The organism is Methylotuvimicrobium sp. KM2 (assembly GCF_038051925.1).
In the GTDB taxonomy this organism is placed as follows: Bacteria; Pseudomonadota; Gammaproteobacteria; order Methylococcales; family Methylomonadaceae; genus Methylotuvimicrobium.
The window spans coordinates 153,963-173,398 of sequence record NZ_CP150634.1 but is presented as its reverse complement, the minus strand read 5'-3'; the positions used below and the strand labels follow the sequence as shown (position 1 = coordinate 173,398).

The window sequence follows — 19,436 nt, the reverse complement described above, 5'->3', positions numbered from 1 at the left end:
TAGCAACAAATTGTTTTTTCGGGTATTTGAAACGTAAACTATTCAGTCCCCCGGCAATTATCGTTTCCACCCTCTGCGTATGAACGAAAGGGGGATGTGAATAATTACTTTAAAAATATTAATTGAACATCAACGCATTATTATTGGTAACACTATGCGCCTATTATTGGTCGAAGACGATGAAATCCTGGGCGACGGCATACAAGCCGGCCTAACGATGGAAGGCTATGCCGTCGATTGGCTTAGGAACGGCGCGCAGGCTGATGAAGCACTGAAATCCAACAGTTATGAACTAATTGTAATGGATCTTAATCTGCCGGGTATGGACGGCTTAAACCTGCTTTCCGAGATCAGAAAACGAAAAGATGAAACTCCGGTCTTGATCTTAACGGCGCGGGACGGCATCGACGATCGAGTTACCTTACTCGACAGCGGCGCCGACGACTTTGTCGTTAAACCGTTCGATTTATCGGAAGTCTGCGCCCGCCTACGAGCACTAGCCAGAAGACAGGCGGGGCGAAGCGTCTCTCAAATCGAACACAAAGGCATCGTGCTGGATCCCGCAGCGCATACCGTGACTGTTCATAACACACCGGTTAATTTATCGCAAAAGGAATTCGGCATTTTAAATTTTTTAATGAATAATATCGGCAAGGTCGTTTCCAAGGCGCGTATCGAGGAAGCCTTATATTCCTGGGGTTCTGAAATAGAAAGCAATACGGTCGAAGTGCATATCCACCATTTGCGCAAAAAGCTAGGCTCGGATTACATCCGCACGGTCAGAGGTGTCGGCTACATCCTTGATGAGAATTAATGCGTTACTCACTTAAAGGCGTGTTGCTGTTTGCATTGCTTTCGGCAACGATAGTCATCTGGGCCGTTACGGCTTATATTAGTTATAAAGTCACACGCGATGAAGTCGTCAAACTATTCAATGCGGAACTCGAACAATCGGCTCAAGCTTTATATTCGTTCGTCGGACAATTGCTCTATAAAGGCTCTCTGAATGAATTGTGGGACTTAGACAGCCCTGAAAAAACGCCGCTACCCGATCAGCAAATCACGCAATTACGTAAAAAAATATCGTTTCAATTGATCGATAAAACCGAGGGCTTGATTTTAAGGTCGAAAACCGCACCCAAGCAGCCGATGTCGCATTCGACAAACGGCTACACCAAAACCGAGGTCGCGGGACATACCTGGCATGTTTTCAGCGTTTCCAATGATGAAGACGAATATATCGTTCATGTCGGTCAACGTGACGATATCCGTCAGGAATTGAAAGACGAAATCGCCAATCATTTGATCAAACCGCTATTGATCAGCTTGCCTTTATTTGGACTGGTCATTTGGATCATTGTCGGTCGCTCGCTCAAACCGGTCAATCGCCTGGCTCGGCAACTAGCGAAGCGTGAGGCTAATTACTTGAAGCCATTATCGACGCGCTGGCTTCCAACTGAAATCATACCGGTAGTCGAGGCCTTGAACACTTTATTCATCCAGCTTGAGAAAGCCTTCGAAAACGAACGGCGCTTTACTGCGGATGCTTCGCATGAACTTAAAACCCCTCTCGCAGGCTTGCTAACTCAAGCCCAAGTCGCGATAAAAACAACCGATGACGGCGTCCGACAACAAGCATTAAGCCGTATTGAACAAGCAGTGAAACGCATGACCGGTCTTGTTCAACAGTTATTGACTTTTTCGCGAATCGAATCGGATCCCAGTTATTTAGCCAAACAACCGATCAAATTGAGCAATGAAATTATTCAAATCATTGCTGAAATGGAGCCGGAGGCTCATAAAAAACAAATTACCATGGGCTTTGATAACGACACAGACGGTTTGGTCATGGTTAATTCGTTACTCATCACGATCTTAATAAGAAATATTGTGGATAACGCAATCAAATACACCCCAAGAGGCGGCAAAATATTGATCAGCCTAACCACACAAGCAAACAGCCCTTGTTTATGTGTCGAAGACTCGGGGCCGGGCATTCCGGTCGAACAGCTCGAAAATGCGTATCAACGTTTTTACCGTTGCGTCGAAACCGCCAACCATACCCAGGGCAGCGGTCTCGGCTTATCGATGGTAAAAAGAATCGCGGCTTTGCATCATGCCGAATTACAGATGAATAAATCCCGCTTTGGCGGCTTGAGCATCGCGCTACTCTTTCCTGCCCCACAAACCGATTACCCGGCGGCCACAAATATCAATTCGGATATTTTCAAAAAACCGCCATATGCTTGGCACCAATTAAAAAAATAATATACTTATACCTTTCGCACTTCAAATTTCGGCATTAGCCTATGGAGGTGCCGGGGTGTTCGGCAAAGGCTTTGATAGCATGGATGCTATCATAGAGCCTACATGGACGTATTTACGGCGTCCTTTGACGGGCACCCCGACGCCGAAATTTGACTAGCAAAGGGTATACATCGCTTATCGACATTCGATAGCATTAGGCTCTTCGACAACCGTATTGCATAACTCGCCAATACCTTCGATTTCAATGCGGACCCTTTGCCCGGGCTTCAGATATCCGCGCGGTTTCATTTTAACGCCGACGCCCGATGGCGTGCCTGTTGCAATGATATCGCCCGGCTCGAGCGTCATTACTTGACTCAAATAAGTAATCATTTGGTAGCAATTAAAAATCATGTGCCGAGTATTGGAGTTTTGACGTAATTCATCATTAACCCAGGTTTTGATCGTCAAATCATGCGGATCGATGATTTCATCCGGCGTGACTAGCCATGGCCCGAGCGGGCCATGTGTATCGAATGATTTACCCAGCGTCATCGTCGGCGAACGGGCCTGCCAATCCCTAACCGACACATCGTTAGCAATGGTAAAGCCTGCGATGACTTGATGCGCTTGTTCCTGGGGCACATGACGGCAACGCTTGCCGATTACAAATGCCAACTCGCCCTCATAATCCAGTTTTTCCGATACCTTAGGCCGATGAATCGCTTCACCGCTACCGATTACACAAGTTGTTTGCTTATTGAAAAATGTCGGGTATTCGGGTTTTTCCTTACCGGTTTCCTCAATGTGTTCGGCATAATTGAGACTAATCGCCAAATATTTACCTGGTCTCGGCACCGGTGCGTGCACTTTTACCTCTGCAACCGGCAGGCGATGCGAACCTGAATCAATGAGTTTTTGCAACGCCTCCAATGCCGACGTTCCAGCACTCAGAAATTCGATCATCGAGGCCGGAAGCGCACTGCCCCCGAAACCATCGACGACTTCATCGTCAACGACAGCGCCAATTCGTGTTTGCCGATTATGCGTAAAAGTAATTAATTTCATCGTTTGCTTCGTCCTGCCATTGTAATGAGACATTAATTTTAAATGATCCGGTATAAGGAAAACACGTCTCATTGATTTTAGGCTATTCAACCTAAATTTGGCAGTTTAACCATGAAGATCATGAAGTATTTCAAGAGATTAACTCAACACGCCCGCCAACCTCTTTGGTGAACGAAAGCTCTATACAAACGCATGACAAGTTATTGAATTAACTTCTTATTCTTCATGATCTTCATGGTGAAATGCTTTTTCTAGTTTCAATAAACCACGAATGAGCCGGATGCCATTATTCAACCCGGCATTTTCTAAACCGTCACTTTTACCTTAGAAGCGCCGCCTATTCTTATATATAATGTTGCGACCGGCGAAAGGACGGTTTCGTTTTAAGACCCGTCCGTGCGTCATCAACTTTTGCTGACAACCACAATGACACCCGAACAATTTAAACAGCATGCCCGGCAAGGCTACAACCGAATCCCGATCAGCCGGGAAATTCTCGCAGATTTGGACACGCCGCTCAGCGCTTATCTTAAACTGGCCGACGGCCCCTATTCGTATCTATTCGAATCCGTACACGGCGGCGAGCAGTGGGGCCGCTATTCGATTATCGGCTTGCCTTGTCGAACTGTCGTTAAAGTCATCGGCAATGAAATCCGGGTTGAACGAGACGGCGAAGCCATTGAAATATTGATTCATGAAAACCCACTGGCCTGGATCGAAGCATTCAAAGATCGTTACAAAGTCCCCGATATCGAAGGATCGCCACGCTTCAACGGCGGACTAGTCGGTTATTTCGGCTATGAAACCATTGGCTATATCGAACCTCGACTCAAATCGACGAACAAACCGGACCCGCTTGGCACGCCCGACATATTGCTGATGGTTTCCGAAGAAATACTGGTCTTCGATAACTTATCCGGAAAACTGCTGCTCTTGACTCATGCCGACCCCGAGCAAGACAATGCTTACCAAGACGCCGTAAATCGCCTGGAGGATTTGGCAGTCCGGCTGCGAGAACAAAAAGCGCGTTCCGAAACTCACAAAACGCCGAAACAAGTCGAGGAATCGCATTTCGTTTCCGGCTTCACGCAACAAGGTTTCGAACAAGCCGTGTTGAAAGCGAAAGAATACATCGTCGACGGCGATATCATGCAAGTCGTACTGTCGCAACGCCTGTCGATCCCATATAGCGCCTCGCCGCTTAATTTATACCGCGCGTTACGTTGCCTGAACCCTTCGCCGTATATGTATTTTCTGAATCTCGAGAATTTTCATATCGTTGGTTCGTCGCCCGAGATCCTGGCACGCCTCGAAGACGGCACGGTCACGGTTCGTCCGATCGCCGGAACCCGCCCGCGCGGCGCGACGCACGAGCAAGATCTTGACCTGGAACAGGAGCTGCTTGCCGACCCGAAAGAACTAGCCGAACATTTGATGTTGATCGATCTCGGCCGCAACGACGCCGGTCGCGTCTCGCGTACCGGCACCGTTCAACTTACCGATAAAATGATCGTCGAACGTTATTCGCATGTCATGCATATCGTCTCTAACGTCACCGGAGAATTGCAAGAAGGCAAAAACGCCTTCGATGTCTTGGCTGCGACATTTCCGGCCGGCACGGTTAGCGGCGCGCCGAAAATCCGCGCGATGGAAATCATCGATGAACTGGAACCGGTCAAGCGTGGCGTCTATTCTGGCGCGGTCGGTTATATCGCGTGGTCGGGTAATCTCGATACCGCGATCGCGATCCGCACCGCTGTGATCAAGGATAAAACCCTGCACATTCAAGCAGGCGCCGGCATCGTTTACGATTCGGTGCCGATTAACGAATGGGAAGAGACGATGAACAAAGGCCGAGCCGTATTCCGAGCCGTCAGCATGGCCGAGGCAGGCTTGGAAGGAGAACAATCATGAGCGCCGTCAAACTGGTTATGATCGATAATTACGATTCGTTCACATATAACCTAGTGCAATATTTCGGCGAACTCGGCGCCGATGTCACGGTCGTACGCAACGACGAAGTCACCGTGACAGACATCGAACGCCTGGCGCCCGATAAAGTCGTCATTTCACCGGGGCCTTGCACACCTAACGAGGCCGGAATTTCGGTCGAAGCGATATTGAAATTCGCGGGCCGTTTTCCGATTCTAGGCGTGTGTCTCGGCCATCAAAGTATTGGACATGCTTTCGGAGGCAACATCATCCATGCCAAAAGCATTATGCATGGTAAAACATCACCGGTTTATCACAACGATATTGGGGTATTCAAAGGACTGAACAATCCGTTTACCGCAACACGTTATCATTCTCTGGTCATCGATCAAGCCTCGCTGCCGGAGTGCCTTGAAATTACGGCCTGGACTCAGGACGAAACCGGCAATACCGAAGAAATCATGGGCGTCCGCCATAAAATATTTGATATTGAAGGCGTACAGTTTCATCCGGAATCGATCTTGACTGAACACGGCCACGATCTGCTGCGAAACTTTTTGGACAGATAAATGAAGCCCATCCTACGGTAAAATTCGTAAAATACGCGATTCATTGATCCGATTTCCAACTACCGACGAGAATATCAGCCAAACACTATGGATCTCAAACAAGCTCTACAAGCTCTCCTAACCAAGCATAATCTCAATCACGAGCAAATGCGCGATGTGATGCGCATTATCATGACCGGCGGTGCGACCGATGCACAAATCGCCGCATTTTTGATTGCGTTACGCTGCAAAGGAGAAACCATCGAGGAAATCGTCGCTGCTGTCGAAGTGATGCGCGAATTAGCCGACACCATTGAAATCAGCGGCGAGCATGTCGTGGACACCTGCGGAACGGGAGGCGACGGTGCAAACACATTCAATATTTCGACGGCCAGCGCTTTCGTCGTTGCGGCAGCCGGAGGCAAAGTCGCCAAACACGGCAATCGTTCGGTTTCCAGCCGCACCGGCAGTGCTGACGTGCTGGAAACGGCCGGTGTCAACCTGGACTTAAGCCACGAACAAGTCATCCGCTGCGTCAATGAAGTCGGCGTCGGTTTTTTGTTCGCACCGAAACATCATGGCGCGATGAAATATTCGGTCGGTCCTCGCCAAGAAATGGGCGTTCGGACACTGTTCAACTTATTGGGTCCATTATCCAATCCGGCTAAGACACCGAATCAATTGATCGGCGTCTATGCAAAAGAATGGGTTCGGCCGATGACCGAAGTGCTGAAAAAACTCGGCAGCCACCATGTCATCGTGGTTAGCGCGGAAGACGGACTCGATGAAATCAGCATTGCCTCATCGACCTCGGTAGCGGAATTGAAAAACGGCAACATCAATTGCTACACGATCACGCCGGTTCAATTCGGTCTCAAACGTGGCAGTCTGGAAGAACTCGCGGTCGATAGCGCCGCAGACAGCCTAGCAATGATTTACTCGGCACTCGACAATCAACCGGGACCTGCCCGAGACATCGTCGCGCTCAACGCCGGTGCGGCAATTTATGCGGCCGGCCTGACCGACAACTTACATTCCGGCGTGCACAAAGCTCAAATAGCCATTGAAAGCGGCATGGCAAAAGCGAAATTGAATACATTCATCGAATTTTCCAACGCGCTAACTTCAAGCGAATCATCATGACCGATACTCCCGATATTCTAAAAAAAATCCTAGATACCAAAGCCGACGAAATCGCACGCCGCAAGCTGAACACGACGGTCGACATGCTGCGTGAAATCGCAGAAGGGGTCGAAGGCCCGCGCGGATTCGCCGCCGCTCTACAGAGCAAGGTTGCCGGAAAAAAACCTGCGATCATCGCCGAAGTCAAAAAAGCCTCGCCGAGCAAGGGCGTGATTCGCGAAAACTTCGACCCGGTCGCGATCGGCCAGGATTATGCGATGAACGGAGCCGCCTGCCTGTCGGTCCTGACCGATAAGGAATATTTCCAAGGCAGCGAAGTCTATCTGCAAATGGTTAGGGAACGCTGTCCGCTGCCGGTCTTGCGCAAGGATTTCATGATCGACCCTTACCAGGTCTTCGAAGCGCGCGCCTTAGGCGCCGATTGCATTTTGCTGATCGTCGCCGCGCTCGAAAACGAGCAAATGCATGAACTCGCTAACACCGCCAAGAAATTGGGCATGGACGTTCTAGTCGAAGTACATGATGCGGACGAACTGCAACGCGCGCTAACGCTGGACACGCCGCTGATCGGCGTCAACAACCGTAACTTGAGGACCTTCGAAACCTCGCTGCAAACGACGCTGGACTTGAAAGATCGAATTCCGCAAGACCGCATCATCATTACCGAAAGCGGCATTCACACGCCTGAAGACGTCAAGCTGATGACCGACAACGCTATCTATGCCTTCCTGGTCGGCGAAGCCTTCATGCGCGCGCCAAGCCCGGGCCAAAAAATGCGCGAATTGTTTGAATTGCCGTAGATTTGCTGCTTTATCTCTCTTTTTACTGAGACATCGTATAGCTTTGTTATACCCATCGCAGATCAAAATTCGGCACCGGGGTGCCCGTCAAAGGACGCCGTGAACCCAGCACCTAAATTCTATAGGTCTTTGGCAATGATTCAAAATCATGGCTTATTTACTCCCTTTATACTCAAAAATTAGTTAACTTTATGAAGGTATGGGGTGTGGCTAGCGAGGATGTCGGCAGCAGGGAACGCTGCCGTCAAGCCCCCATGGATGGGTTTACGGCGGTCCTCGATAGACACATCCCATACCTTTTATTCTAAGACGATTTTTCAATCAAAAGGGAGTAGGTGCTGGGTGAATACATCTATGTAGGCTCTATTTCAGCTCCATGCTGGCAAAGCCTTAGCCGAGCACCCCGGCGAGCCTCCTAAGGCACTGCCGAAATTTGAAGTGCGAAAGGTATAATTTAAGTGCTGGATTCATGCCATCCTTGGCAATCGCTAGGAAGCGAAAACCTGTCGCCCATCCCCGATTTACTCCCACACAAATCAATGACTGATTTCGGTCACCATCACATCGATGCCGTTGTCCTTAAGCCGGCTCTTAATGGTCGTGACGCTCGACATCTGCTCGTACGGCCCCATTTTTACGCGGTTCCAAATCACATCGCCGACTTGGGCTTTCTCGACGCGGGATTCGATACCCATTAGCGCCAACTTAGCTCGAAGGCGGTCGGCATCGGCGAACTCCCTGAACGAGCCGGCCTGCAGCAGATATTGAGTCGACTTAGCCTTGCCGACGCGCTCTTCGCGCACCCGGGTTTTGATCTCGTAATCGGGCACGACGACTTCTTTTTCCGGTAATATCGTATAAAAATCGAAGCGAGGCTCGTCGATCGCTTCCGGCTCTGGCGATTTCGTCTTTGTTGGTGTTTTGACTTGATCGGCGACTTGTTTAGGAGGCGTTTGTTTTGTCGGGCTCTTGCTTTCCTGCGTAGACCCGCACCATTTTAGCAATAACACCGGAAATACCACGATCACGAGGACGAGCACCAACCAATTCCACCAGGCCGCTGGTACACCGGTTTTCGGTTTCGGCTGGGTCCGGTGTTGCCCCCTGTGTTTATAGTCTCTTGCCATATCACATCACTTCAGGCGTATTGATCTTCAACAACTCCAAGCCATTGGCCATGACTTGTTTTGCGGCGGAGATCAAGTTTAGCCGCGCATTCCTCAATGCCGAGTCCTCGACCAGAAACTGATGGGCATTGTAATAAGTATGAAAATCGGTCGCCAAGTCGCGCAGATAATGAATCAACTGGTGCGGCTCGTAGTTTAAGGCAGCGCGCTCAAGTACTTCGGGATAACGCGCCAAGGTGCCGATTAAATTTAGCTCGTGCTCCTCTTTCAGCAGCGCCAAATGCTTCATGCCGTCTAGCAAGTCGCGCGCCCAGTTTTTTTCGTCAAGCTGGCGAAACACACTGCATATCCGAGCATAGGCGTATTGCACATAATAGACCGGGTTTTCGTTGGTTCGCGATGTCGCAAGCTTTAAGTCGAAATCCATGTGTTGCTCCGAACGGCGCATGACATAGAAAAAACGCGCGGCATCCTTACCGACTTCGTTACGCAACTGTCGTAAGGTCACAAATTCGCCGGAACGAGTCGACATTTGCACTTTTTCTTCACCACGATACAGCACCGCGAATTGCACCAACAATACCGTCAATTTCGATTCGTCGGCGCCAAGCGCCTGCATCGCGGCTTTGACCCGCGGGATGTAACCGTGATGATCGGCCCCCCAAATGTTGATAATGCGGTCGTAACCCCGGTGCAATTTGTTCATATGATAGGCGATATCGGAGGCAAAATAGGTGCCTTGACCGTTTTCACGCACGACGACACGGTCTTTTTCATCGCCTAAGCGGCTTGATGCAAACCAGGTTGCCCCGTCTTTTTCGTAAAGGTAACCGGCTTGTTGTAAACGGCTCAACGCTTCGTCGACCGCACCGCTCTCCATCAGCATGCGCTCGGAAAACCATTCTTGATAATTCACGCCGAACTCGGAGAGGTCGTCCTTAATATCCTGCAAGATCGTTTTCAAGCCGACTTGAAAGATGTCCTGATAAAGTCCTGAACCCAACAGGGTCTTGGCTCTTTCGATCAACGCATCGATATGCGTTTCTTTGTCTCCGCCTTGCGGTTCGTCGACCGGAATATTCTCGATCAGCAATTCGGCCGGTCTTCTATATTCGTTGCCTGAGGCTTTATGAATCTCGGCCGCGATTTCGCGAATATATTCGCCGCGGTAACCATTGACCGGAAACGGTATAATTTCGCCGCATTCTTCGAGATAACGTAACCAGATACTGGTCGCTAAAATATCCATCTGACGGCCGGCATCGTTGACATAATATTCGCGGTGTACTTCAAAACCGGCCGCTTCCAATAGATCGGCAACCACCGAACCATAGGCCGCCCCGCGTCCGTGACCGACATGCAAGGGCCCGGTCGGATTGGCCGAAACGAATTCGACTTGAACCCTTTGTCCGGCACCGGCGCGGCTTAAGCCGAATTGCGAGCCATCATCATGAATTTTTTGGATGATTTGATATTGCGCATTCGGGTCAATGAAAAAATTAATGAAACCGGGGCCGGCAATTTCAACCCGAGCGACGGCGCTATCGACCGGTAATGCCGCGACGATTTTTTCGGCCAATGCTCTGGGGTTAGACTTGGCGGGCTTTGCCAGCATCATTGCAATGTTGGTCGCAAAATCGCCATGCTGTGCATCACGGGCATGTTCTATCGTAAATTTAGGGCTTACGCCCCCATCCAGGATTCCGTCTTTTTTTAAGACATCAATGGCTTGCAGGATTAGGGCCTCTAATTTTTGTTTCATGACTTCCGCGAATTTAGGTGAAAAACAACTGGATATACTTCGCGGGGTTATGTTTGCGGCTTTTATGACAATGCTATTTTATTCGAGAGCAAGGCGCGAAAACAGGCGCATAGCAAGCTATGTAACTGTTTTCGCAACGCCGCTATCGGATAAAAGAGCGCGTTAAAAAACCGCAAATGTGACCGCGCGAAGTATATTATCCATGAAAGTTAACCGCTTATACAATGCAGATTTATGTTGCAGCAATTCCCGGTTTAGTCGTTTTCACCGTATTTGGACATGCCCACGATGTTAATACAAATCCACCGGATCGACATCGAGCGACCAACGCACTTTTCGGGTTAATTTGAGTCCCGCTATAAGCGGCATCAGTTTATCCAGGAATCGATGCAATTCGGGCCTAGTCGGGCTTTGTAGAAGCAACTGATAGCGATACCGGCCGGCGCGTCGGGACATTGGCGCCGGCACCGGACCCAACATCCGTACCGTTCGATTCGGTTCGACGGCTTGCATCAGTTGCTCAAAAAATTGCAGCGGCACAGCGGAATCTGTGGCTTCGACACGCAACAACGCTTGAAAGCTGTAGGGCGGCAACTCGGCTAATTGGCGCTCGGCTAGTGCGGAACGGGCGAAGCGGCCATAACCTTCCTTGATCAATGCGGTCAACAACGGATGGTCGGGTTTTCGGGTCTGCAATATCACCCGCCCGGGTTTTTCCGCGCGTCCGGCGCGACCCGATACCTGGACAATCATTTGCGCCAGTTTTTCCGAGGCATGAAAATCGATACTGAACAGACCGCTGTCGACATCGAGCATCACGACCAGAGTTACATTCGGAAAATGATGACCTTTCGCCAGCATCTGTGTACCGAGAACGATATCGACCTCTCCCCGGTTAATACGATCGAGAGCGTCTTCCAACACGCCTTTACGTTGCGTGGTATCACGATCCAGGCGAATGACGCTTCGTCCCGGAAACAATTGTGCTAGGGCTTTTTCGACCCGCTCGGTACCGAGGCCAAGCGGTGTCAATTGACCGGTTTTACACTCGGGACATTGCGGCAACAAGCGGTGTTCGCTACCGCAATGGTGGCAGCGCAACAGAGCTTCGTCGTAATGCACGACCATATTCGCCTCGCAGCGCCGGCAACGCGCCACCCAACCGCAACTGTGACAAATCAAAGTTGGGGCGAATCCTCGCCGATTAAGGAACAATAATACCTGCTCATTTTTAGCCAGCGTCTTGTGCATTTCGGCGATCAACGGCTCTGATAAACCTTCCTGCATGCGTTTATTGCGAATATCCAAAAGCAACATTTTAGGCGGAGCTGCATTCCCTGCCCTTTCGGTCAAATGCAATAACCGATAGCGGCCTTGCTCGACATTATAAACGCTTTCCAACGACGGCGTTGCCGTACCTAACAAGACAGGAACATTAAGCAGTTTGCCGCGCACGACTGCGACATCGCGCGCCGAAAACCGGAATCCCTCCTGTTGTTTGAATGACGCATCATGTTCCTCATCGAGAATGATCAACCCCGGTCTTGCCAGAGGCGTGAATAATGCCGAGCGCGTACCGAGCATGATCGCATAATCGCCGCGCTGCATACCGAGCCAGGCTTGTTGACGCTGTGTATCGGTCAACTTGGAGTGCGAAATCGTAATCGGCACGGAAAAACGCTGCCGGAAGCGCTGCTCTAACTGCGGAGTCAGCGTAATTTCGGGCAACAAAACCAACACTTGCAGCCCACGTTCGAGTACCGAGCGGATCACCTGCATATAGACTTCGGTCTTGCCGCTGCCGGTCACGCCTTCCAACAAAAAGACTTCGAAGCGGCTCAAAGCACAAACGACTTGTTCGATGGCTTCCCGCTGCAATGGATTCGGGCGTAGCTGCGGATTCAATGTTAAATGAGTCTTGGCGTTGGCGGCAGCCCCTTCTAACCTAATTAACTGCTTGTCTTGTAGCGCTTTGGCTGCCGATCGCCAATTTTCGAGAATCGCATTCAAGCGCGATGCCGGTACCGCGTCTCGCTCCGTTTGCAATTGGTATAACAACTGTTGTTGTTTCGGTGCGCGCCTGAGTTGCTCAGGATTTAATAAGCGGCCTTTTTCGGTTAATACATAAAATTTTTCTGCTTTAATCGTAGCCGGCTTACCTTGCCTGAGAGCAACGGGAAAAGCGGCACTAAATACCTCGCCCAACGGATGATGATAATAACGCGCGGCCCAATGCAACAGGCTCAAGTCACGATCCGACAACAAAGGCCGTTCATCCAAGACGGCCTCAATCCGCTTGAGCTTAGCGCTAAGGACTTCGCTGTTTGAATCGAGTCCAATCAAGAAAGCGGTTTTTTGGCCTCTGCCGAACGGTACTGTTAGTCTAATACCCGGTTTTAGGGTTTTCGGATCGAGATCCAGCGGCGGCAAATAATCGAACAAACGATAAACCGGTACCGGAATCGCAACCTTGAGGATGTACAAATAGTTTCGCACTCACCGAACCATTTCGTTTGTTATTGCCATGTGATTTAAGGTAACTATTCAGTCTTTCGGCAATTATCGTTCCCACGCAGAGCCTGGGAATGATAGGGGGATGAGAACAAATATGATTTAAGAATTTATTAAAGATATCCACATAATCTGTGGATATCTCTGTGCATATCCCGTTAATAATTGTCCTGAATAACGGTTTTTATTCGATTTTTTAGATTTGACCAATCATTAATCGGCTTGTTAATTCTTAAAATATCAATGGCTTGCTAATAAAGCATGGCATTCGCAATACCGCCTAGAGCTCGGTTGATTAATTTTCGGGATTGTGTATAAACATTGAAAACCTTTAATTTCACGGCTTGACAAACTTCAACGTCATACGGTCGCTTTCGCCGATTGTTAAATACTTGGCTCTGTCCTTCTCGTTCAAACGTAGTGTAGGCGGCAAAGTCCAGACGCCGGCCGGATGATCCTTAGCGTCTTTTGGATTGGCATTGATTTCGGAGCGGTCCAGCAGTTTGAATCCGGCTTTTTCGGCCAATTCGATAACATGGCTCTCGTCGACATAGCCCGATTGCACTTGTGTTTCGATCGCGGCGCCCGGCAGGCTCCTATGTTCCACGACACCGAGAACTCCCCCCGGTTTCAGCGCTTTGTACATCGCAGCGAATACCGCGTCGGCTTGACCGGCCTTGATCCAGTTATGCACGTTCCGGAAGGTCAGCACGCGATCGACCGAACCTTCAGGCGCTATCTCGACAGCTTCGGGCGGTTGTAAAACGGTCAATTCTACCTTGCCGTAAACCTCGGGCTGTTGCCGCATTTTATCGACAAAAGCCTGTAAGGTCTTTTGAAAATAGGGAACTTTTGCGTCTTTTGAAAAATGCGCAGCATAGAGCTTGCCTTTATTTTTTAGATAAGGCGCCAAAATTTCGGTATACCAACCTGCGCCCGGCCAGATTTCGACAACCGTCATCGATTCGTCGACATCAAAAAACGACAAGGTCTGTTCGGGATGACGGTAAGCATCACGGGCTTTGTTTTCGGCCGAACGATGCGTCCCGTCGATCGCTTGCCTCATCGCGGGCGTTTCGGCTGTCGCCGAAGCGACGCAAAAAACCAAGCTGAGTAATACAATCATTTTATTCATTACACTATCCCCATCTATACCCGTCGTAGATCAAAATTCGGCGCCTGGGTGCCCGTAAAGGACGCCGTGAATACGTCCATGCTGGCAAAGCCTTTATGAACGCCATGGATGGCGTGAATGTCGATTTTGCAGGAGCGAAAATCGACCGGACACCCAGGCGCCTCCTCTGGCACTGCCGAAATTTGAAGTGCGAAAGGTATAAATCAACGCCTCAGGCTTACCGGCCTGCAAAATCACATAATCGAAGCCCATTCGTTTACCATTTTCCGCTCACTGCTCACTGCTCACTGCTCACTGAAATTATCCGCCAATCCCAAAACTGCATGAGACTCCAAGCCGCCAGCATCAAAAAGGCAACCAACGTCCAGCCGGGCATGCTAATGCCGAATAAGCTCCAATCGATTTCGGCACATTCTCCGGTTCCGCTAAGCATCAGTTTGATCGTATCAGTCAATGGAAAATTTTCGAAGACATACTCCAAGCCAGGTCCGCATTCAGGCACTTGGTCGGGCGGCAAATTCTGTATCCAGACATGACGCATCGAAATCGATGCGCCCGCCAATGCTACAATAGCACCGATGACTGCATAAACTCTTCTGCCGACTCCGGTCGGATTCTGTATCGCCGCAATCAAGAAAACAATGCCGGTCGCCGCAATCGCGATGCGTTGAGAAATACACAGCGGACAAGGCTCGAGGCCATCGACGAACTGAAAATACGCACCCATCGCCAATAAAAACGCACTGCCGGTGGCGCCGAGAAAAAACCAAATGCGCGGTCGCGATGCGGCTTGCAAGAATAGATTATGAATCATAGTTTTGATGCCTTATTTATTACTGTGAAAGTTCGTAGATTTAAACTCTTTATCTAATTTTTCGATTTACCAATCTTCGTTCTGGCAATTCCGGTTCCGGAGAGGGTGCGGTTGCTCGACCGACAGGCGGCGGAGGCAAGGACAGCCGCCGTCGAGCCTACAGGGACGTCTTCACCCAGCATCTAAATAAGCCATGATTTTGAATCATTGCCAAAGACCTATGGAATTTAGGTGCTGGGTTCACGGCGTCCTGTCGGGCGAGTGACCGCACCCTCCGCCACCAGAGAACTTTCATTGGCCGGGGTGATGGCTAGACCTTCATGAACGTTACTAAATTTTCGTGTGCTTCGTGGTCAAAATGCTTCTTATTTGAATAACGAATCATTCACGATTTTTTGAATTTAACCACTTTATTCAGCGGGCTTAAGTTAATTTCATCGACGACGATGTTAGCATTCGAACGCAGAATATACAGCACCGCATCGGCAACATCTTCGGGCTCGATAGCTTGTCCGGCCTCGCCGCCGGGCTCGAAGGACAAGGTCTCGAAAAACGGCGTATTGACCATGCCTGGATTAATCAGCGCAATCCTAACACGACTTTTCGAACATTCCTCGCGCAGTGCCTGAGTAAATCCGCGCACCGCGAATTTACTCGCGCAGTATACCGCGCCTTTGCGGCTCCCCTTGAGCGCCGCTTCCGAGCCGATGAAAATCAAATCGCCCCGCGCTTGTTTTTTCAATCCCGGCAATAGTGCGCGCGTCAAAAACGCCTGGCCGGTAAAATTGACCGTCATCAATGCTTCGATCGCGGCAAACGAAAACTCTTCCAATGAACCGAAGCGACCCGCCCCGGCACAAAAAACCGCGGCATCGATTTCAGGATTTTCCTTGCTCAACTGGGTCGCTTGATCTGCCAAGCCCGTCAAGTGACTCAAATCCATTTGCACCGCCGTAAAATTCGGCATCGACGTTTGAAAACGATCAGCATCGCGCGATACGCCAAGCACATGATGACCTTCGTTCAATAATTTTCTAGCCACCGCTCGTCCGATTCCGGAACTGGCGCCGGTCACCAGAACCGTTCTTTTTACAAACGGCATGGAAAAAATTTATCCTCGGGTATGTAGTTCAATAACTGCTCGCTACAAAAGTCCATCATTTCCTGTTCTAAATCCTGACGATAAGACACCATGCCCTGCTGATTAACCAAGGGTCCCGCAAAAAGTTTTTCTTCCGGATACAGTTTATGCATTTTTTTGTAATTGCTCTCCGGCAATCGAAAGACGCCCAAGCTAACCGAATGCAAGCTCTCCGGATTGATACGCTTGAAAACCTGTTCGAACAATTGCCGGTAATGTCGCCGGAAATCGTCGGTATAGATCAACGGATCGAAACGTAAGCCCAACGGCCAACCTTTTGCTTGTAGTTTGTCCATCGCATCGACCCGTTTTGCCACGGACGGAGCGCCTGCCTCAACCTTGGCCGCAATCGCTTCCGGCGATAAACTGAAGGCGACGATACAACGCGCTAAAGGTTCTCGGTCTAATAGACTCCTAACCTGTGTACTTTTTGTTCTCAACTCTAACCAGGCATTGTCCAGTCCGGCAAAGACCGGTAGAAATTCTTCGACAAAACCGGTGACCGGTTCCAACGCCAGGCTGTCGCAATCGTAACCCGAAAAAAAATAGAGTGGTTCATCCGAATTTTCGTCGCAAATTTGCTTAATTTCACTCTGGAAATCCTCATAATTGACAAACAAGACATAGTGAGCCGACTGATACATACCCTGTAAAAAACAATAGCGGCAATCGTACAGGCAGTTGAGCATGTGCGAAAAATAATAATTTTTTCCGACACCTATGCCGTAGCCGGCAGGAGCTTCCAATACAAACCGTTGATACTTTTCAGCCAAAATTAGTGCCGGTTGCTGTTTTTGTAAGCGGAAGTTTTGCGCCTTCGGATTAAATACTTCGCCGAATCGTCCGCAGCCGATTATTTGCGCCTTTGGAAACCGGTCGCATATTTGTTCGACACGCGGGTGATTACGAATCGCTTCTTCGATATAGAGGGTTTGTATCATTGCTAAAGTTTAACGCAAACCATAAAGTCATGTCAGCGCTTCGATGCATACCCCTTTTTCTATGAAAATACCCAACTCCTTAAGATATGAACAAACTCTACCCAGGCCTTGCGATTTCTGACACAATCCCCATATCGGATTAATATGAAGTAACCTTTTAAACCATATCTCAACATTATGAAAACGAAAAAAATTGGATTTATCGGAGGCGGCAATATGGCCTCCAGTCTTATCACGGGTTTGATTGCCAGCGGTCACTCGCCGTCTCAAATATGGGTCTCGGATATCAATCAAGACGCACTTAAAACCCTAGCAAACAATTTAAATATTAATATTTCCGTTGCCAATGAAGCCGTCATCGAAGAAGTCGAAGTCGTCGTGCTCGCAATTAAGCCTCAGGTGCTACGTGAAGTCGCGGAAAACTGCGCGGCTATCATACGGAAAAAGCGCCCGTTAGTCGTTTCGATCGCCGCCGGCGTCACTCAAGAAAGTCTGAGCCGCTGGCTGGGCACCGAAGTCGCTGTCGTGCGCTGCATGCCAAATACCCCGTCCTTGGTGTTAACCGGCGCAACCGGTTTACACGCCAATGCGAATGTCGACGACGAACAGCGCGACTTGGCTGAAAATATTCTACGCTCGGTAGGCGTTGCGCTATGGGTCGATAAAGAATCGGAACTCGATGCGGTTACTGCGGTATCCGGCAGCGGCCCGGCCTATTACTTTTTACTGATGGAAGCTATGGAACAGGCTGCATTGTCAATGGGCATGCAGGAGCATACCGCCCGCTTGCTGATTCAACAAACCGCGCTTGGCGCCGCTAAAATCGCGCTCGAATCGAACGAGTCCCCCGAACAATTGCGCAAACGGGTCTCTTCGCCAGGCGGCACCACCGAACAAGCAATCAAAGCTTTCGAACAAGGAGGATTCCGAGAGTTGGTAGCCAAGGCCATTCAAGCCGCGCATGACCGCTCGATCGAGATGTCCAAACAATTGGGAGAACAATGATGGATCCGAACTATATGTCCAATCCGGTCATTTTTTTGATCGATACGGTATTTTCGTTATACATCCTTGCCGTCATGTTGCGCTTCCTGCTGCAGTGGTGCGATGCCGAATACTATAATCCAATCTCGCAGTTTTTGATCAAGATCACGCATCCGCCGCTTCGAGTCATGCGCCGCTTCATTCCGCCGATCGGTCAAATCGATACGTCATCGTTGGTTTTGGTCATGGCTTTACAGATGCTGGCCGATTTTTCGATCTTGATTTTGAAAGGTATCATGATCAGCGTTGGCGCATTGATTGTTTTATCGTTTACGCAACTGGTTTCGTTGCTGTTCAATATCTTCATTTTTGCGATATTCGCCCGGGCGATTCTGAGTTGGGTCAACCCCGGCGCTTTCGATGCCGCCTCGTCGATATTACATAGTTTGACCGAGCCGCTGCTCGATACTTGCCGTAAATTCATCCCCGATATCGGCGGCGTCGATTTATCGCCGCTGGCCGCGCTGGTGTTATTGCAGTTGGCTAAAATGGTTATTTTACCGCCTTTGCATCAATTAGCCGGCTTGATTGGTTAAGCTGGCTTTGTCGGCAACATGACAGGCGCCCCTGCTCCCTTTTAATCGAAAATTTCCGGCCAAAGATTTCGGCATTAATAAATCGTAATACAAACGGCTGTGGATTTGGTCGTAAATAACTTCCCTATTTTACGGAGGGGTCGGTAACTCGATTGGCTGATGCCGGCGGTAGGCAGAGCCGCCGTCAAGCCTACACGACGTATTCACCCAGCACCTAATCTCCATAGGCCATTATAGTTATACCTATCGGAGATCAAAATTCGGCACCGGGGTGCCCGTCAAAGGACGCCGTGAATACGTCCATGTAGGCTCTATGCCAGCTCCATGCTGGCAAAGCCTTTGCCAAGCACCCCGGTGCCTACTAAGGCACTGTCGAAAACGTTAGAGCTCATCGGAAAGCCTTCCGAAAGAGACGCCAAGAATCATTAACATCGCAGCAATTCCCAATTTGGGGATCAAAAAGGGTGTGGGGTATGCTTGGCGAGGATGTCGGCAGCAGGGAGCTGCCGCCAAGCCCCCAGGGATGGGTTTACGGCGTTCCTCGACAGGCATACCCCACACCCTAAAATCGGCGAAACTGCTCAAACTGGGAATTGCTGATTAACATCGACTCATCGCTGCATCCGATTCGCTTACGTTATATACTTAGTCGATTTCCGGCGAAAAATTTACCGTATGCCTGATCTT

General features: G+C 49.7%; 16 protein-coding genes. 8 read left to right on the top strand and 8 right to left on the bottom strand.

Annotated features, from left to right (window positions below; translation table 11 throughout):
* Nucleotides 1-154: 154 nt before the first annotated feature.
* Both WJM45_RS00775 and WJM45_RS00770 read left to right on the top strand, forming a co-directional pair.
* On the top strand, nucleotides 155-814 hold the full coding sequence (locus tag WJM45_RS00775) for a response regulator (protein WP_341327105.1): 660 nt from the start codon (nucleotides 155-157) through the stop codon (nucleotides 812-814).
* Nucleotides 814-2,268: an ATP-binding protein gene (locus WJM45_RS00770; RefSeq protein WP_341327104.1), complete on the top strand. Its 1,455-nt coding sequence runs from the start codon at nucleotides 814-816 to the stop codon at nucleotides 2,266-2,268. The genes WJM45_RS00775 and WJM45_RS00770 overlap by 1 nt, the downstream gene beginning before the upstream one ends.
* A gap of 174 nt (nucleotides 2,269-2,442) precedes the next feature.
* On the opposite strand, the gene WJM45_RS00765 is transcribed toward WJM45_RS00770, so the two are convergent.
* Complete coding sequence (locus tag WJM45_RS00765; protein WP_341327103.1) at nucleotides 2,443-3,315, bottom strand: fumarylacetoacetate hydrolase family protein; 873 nt, start codon at nucleotides 3,313-3,315, stop codon at nucleotides 2,443-2,445.
* A 426-nt stretch (nucleotides 3,316-3,741) separates the two neighbouring features.
* Here WJM45_RS00765 and trpE point away from each other — a divergent pair, with 426 nt between their 5' ends.
* From trpE to trpC, 4 genes are all read left to right on the top strand, one after another.
* Nucleotides 3,742-5,229: an anthranilate synthase component I gene (gene trpE / locus WJM45_RS00760; protein WP_341327102.1), complete on the top strand. Its 1,488-nt coding sequence runs from the start codon at nucleotides 3,742-3,744 to the stop codon at nucleotides 5,227-5,229.
* Nucleotides 5,226-5,816: an aminodeoxychorismate/anthranilate synthase component II gene (locus WJM45_RS00755; protein WP_341327101.1), complete on the top strand. Its 591-nt coding sequence runs from the start codon at nucleotides 5,226-5,228 to the stop codon at nucleotides 5,814-5,816. The genes trpE and WJM45_RS00755 overlap by 4 nt, the downstream gene beginning before the upstream one ends.
* A gap of 87 nt (nucleotides 5,817-5,903) precedes the next feature.
* Entirely contained in the window at nucleotides 5,904-6,938 is a 1,035-nt protein-coding gene (gene trpD / locus WJM45_RS00750) for an anthranilate phosphoribosyltransferase (RefSeq protein ID WP_341327100.1), read from the top strand.
* A complete protein-coding gene (gene trpC, locus WJM45_RS00745; protein WP_341327099.1) occupies nucleotides 6,935-7,738 on the top strand; it encodes an indole-3-glycerol phosphate synthase TrpC in 804 nt (267 codons plus the stop codon). Before trpD ends, trpC begins: the two co-directional genes overlap by 4 nt.
* A gap of 536 nt (nucleotides 7,739-8,274) precedes the next feature.
* On the opposite strand, the gene WJM45_RS00740 is transcribed toward trpC, so the two are convergent.
* The 7 genes from WJM45_RS00740 to WJM45_RS00710 form a co-directional block, all read right to left on the bottom strand.
* The gene (locus WJM45_RS00740; RefSeq protein WP_341327098.1) at nucleotides 8,275-8,865 is read right to left on the bottom strand and encodes an SPOR domain-containing protein; all 591 of its coding nucleotides are present in this window, start codon (nucleotides 8,863-8,865) and stop codon (nucleotides 8,275-8,277) included.
* Nucleotide 8,866: 1 nt separating this feature from the next.
* Nucleotides 8,867-10,627, bottom strand: a complete 1,761-nt coding sequence (gene argS / locus WJM45_RS00735; RefSeq protein WP_341327097.1) for an arginine--tRNA ligase — start codon at nucleotides 10,625-10,627, stop codon at nucleotides 8,867-8,869.
* Nucleotides 10,628-10,918: 291 nt separating this feature from the next.
* Nucleotides 10,919-13,123 (bottom strand): primosomal protein N', encoded by a 2,205-nt coding sequence (locus tag WJM45_RS00730; protein ID WP_341327096.1) that lies wholly within the window; start codon nucleotides 13,121-13,123, stop codon nucleotides 10,919-10,921.
* 352 nt (nucleotides 13,124-13,475) lie between these two features.
* Nucleotides 13,476-14,273, bottom strand: coding sequence for a methyltransferase (locus WJM45_RS00725; protein WP_341327095.1), 798 nt, complete (start codon nucleotides 14,271-14,273; stop codon nucleotides 13,476-13,478).
* A 277-nt stretch (nucleotides 14,274-14,550) separates the two neighbouring features.
* Nucleotides 14,551-15,087, bottom strand: a complete 537-nt coding sequence (locus WJM45_RS00720; RefSeq protein ID WP_341327094.1) for a disulfide bond formation protein B — start codon at nucleotides 15,085-15,087, stop codon at nucleotides 14,551-14,553.
* Between the two features lie 385 nt (nucleotides 15,088-15,472).
* Entirely contained in the window at nucleotides 15,473-16,189 is a 717-nt protein-coding gene (locus WJM45_RS00715; RefSeq protein WP_341327093.1) for an SDR family oxidoreductase, read from the bottom strand.
* Nucleotides 16,177-17,169, bottom strand: coding sequence for a spore photoproduct lyase family protein (locus WJM45_RS00710; protein ID WP_341327092.1), 993 nt, complete (start codon nucleotides 17,167-17,169; stop codon nucleotides 16,177-16,179). The genes WJM45_RS00715 and WJM45_RS00710 overlap by 13 nt, the downstream gene beginning before the upstream one ends.
* Before the next feature lie 177 nt (nucleotides 17,170-17,346).
* Here WJM45_RS00710 and proC point away from each other — a divergent pair, with 177 nt between their 5' ends.
* A complete protein-coding gene (gene proC / locus WJM45_RS00705) occupies nucleotides 17,347-18,174 on the top strand; it encodes a pyrroline-5-carboxylate reductase (RefSeq protein WP_341327091.1) in 828 nt (275 codons plus the stop codon).
* Nucleotides 18,174-18,749: a YggT family protein gene (locus tag WJM45_RS00700; protein ID WP_341328897.1), complete on the top strand. Its 576-nt coding sequence runs from the start codon at nucleotides 18,174-18,176 to the stop codon at nucleotides 18,747-18,749. The genes proC and WJM45_RS00700 overlap by 1 nt, the downstream gene beginning before the upstream one ends.
* Nucleotides 18,750-19,436: the final 687 nt, after the last annotated feature.

What these genes read in the sequence shown, in the direction of transcription:
- WJM45_RS00740 (WP_341327098.1), bottom strand. Translation starts at nt 8,865, where the DNA reads ATGGCAAGAGACTATAAACACAGGGGGCAACACCGGACCCAGCCGAAA.
- WJM45_RS00720 (WP_341327094.1), bottom strand. Translation starts at nt 15,087, where the DNA reads ATGATTCATAATCTATTCTTGCAAGCCGCATCGCGACCGCGCATTTGG.
- WJM45_RS00710 (WP_341327092.1), bottom strand. Translation starts at nt 17,169, where the DNA reads ATGATACAAACCCTCTATATCGAAGAAGCGATTCGTAATCACCCGCGT.
- WJM45_RS00755 (WP_341327101.1), top strand. Translation starts at nt 5,226, where the DNA reads ATGAGCGCCGTCAAACTGGTTATGATCGATAATTACGATTCGTTCACA.
- WJM45_RS00725 (WP_341327095.1), bottom strand. Translation starts at nt 14,273, where the DNA reads ATGAATAAAATGATTGTATTACTCAGCTTGGTTTTTTGCGTCGCTTCG.
- WJM45_RS00775 (WP_341327105.1), top strand. Translation starts at nt 155, where the DNA reads ATGCGCCTATTATTGGTCGAAGACGATGAAATCCTGGGCGACGGCATA.
- WJM45_RS00770 (WP_341327104.1), top strand. Translation starts at nt 814, where the DNA reads ATGCGTTACTCACTTAAAGGCGTGTTGCTGTTTGCATTGCTTTCGGCA.
- WJM45_RS00765 (WP_341327103.1), bottom strand. Translation starts at nt 3,315, where the DNA reads ATGAAATTAATTACTTTTACGCATAATCGGCAAACACGAATTGGCGCT.
- trpC (WP_341327099.1), top strand. Translation starts at nt 6,935, where the DNA reads ATGACCGATACTCCCGATATTCTAAAAAAAATCCTAGATACCAAAGCC.
- trpD (WP_341327100.1), top strand. Translation starts at nt 5,904, where the DNA reads ATGGATCTCAAACAAGCTCTACAAGCTCTCCTAACCAAGCATAATCTC.
- WJM45_RS00715 (WP_341327093.1), bottom strand. Translation starts at nt 16,189, where the DNA reads ATGCCGTTTGTAAAAAGAACGGTTCTGGTGACCGGCGCCAGTTCCGGA.
- proC (WP_341327091.1), top strand. Translation starts at nt 17,347, where the DNA reads ATGAAAACGAAAAAAATTGGATTTATCGGAGGCGGCAATATGGCCTCC.
- argS (WP_341327097.1), bottom strand. Translation starts at nt 10,627, where the DNA reads ATGAAACAAAAATTAGAGGCCCTAATCCTGCAAGCCATTGATGTCTTA.
- WJM45_RS00700 (WP_341328897.1), top strand. Translation starts at nt 18,174, where the DNA reads ATGGATCCGAACTATATGTCCAATCCGGTCATTTTTTTGATCGATACG.
- trpE (WP_341327102.1), top strand. Translation starts at nt 3,742, where the DNA reads ATGACACCCGAACAATTTAAACAGCATGCCCGGCAAGGCTACAACCGA.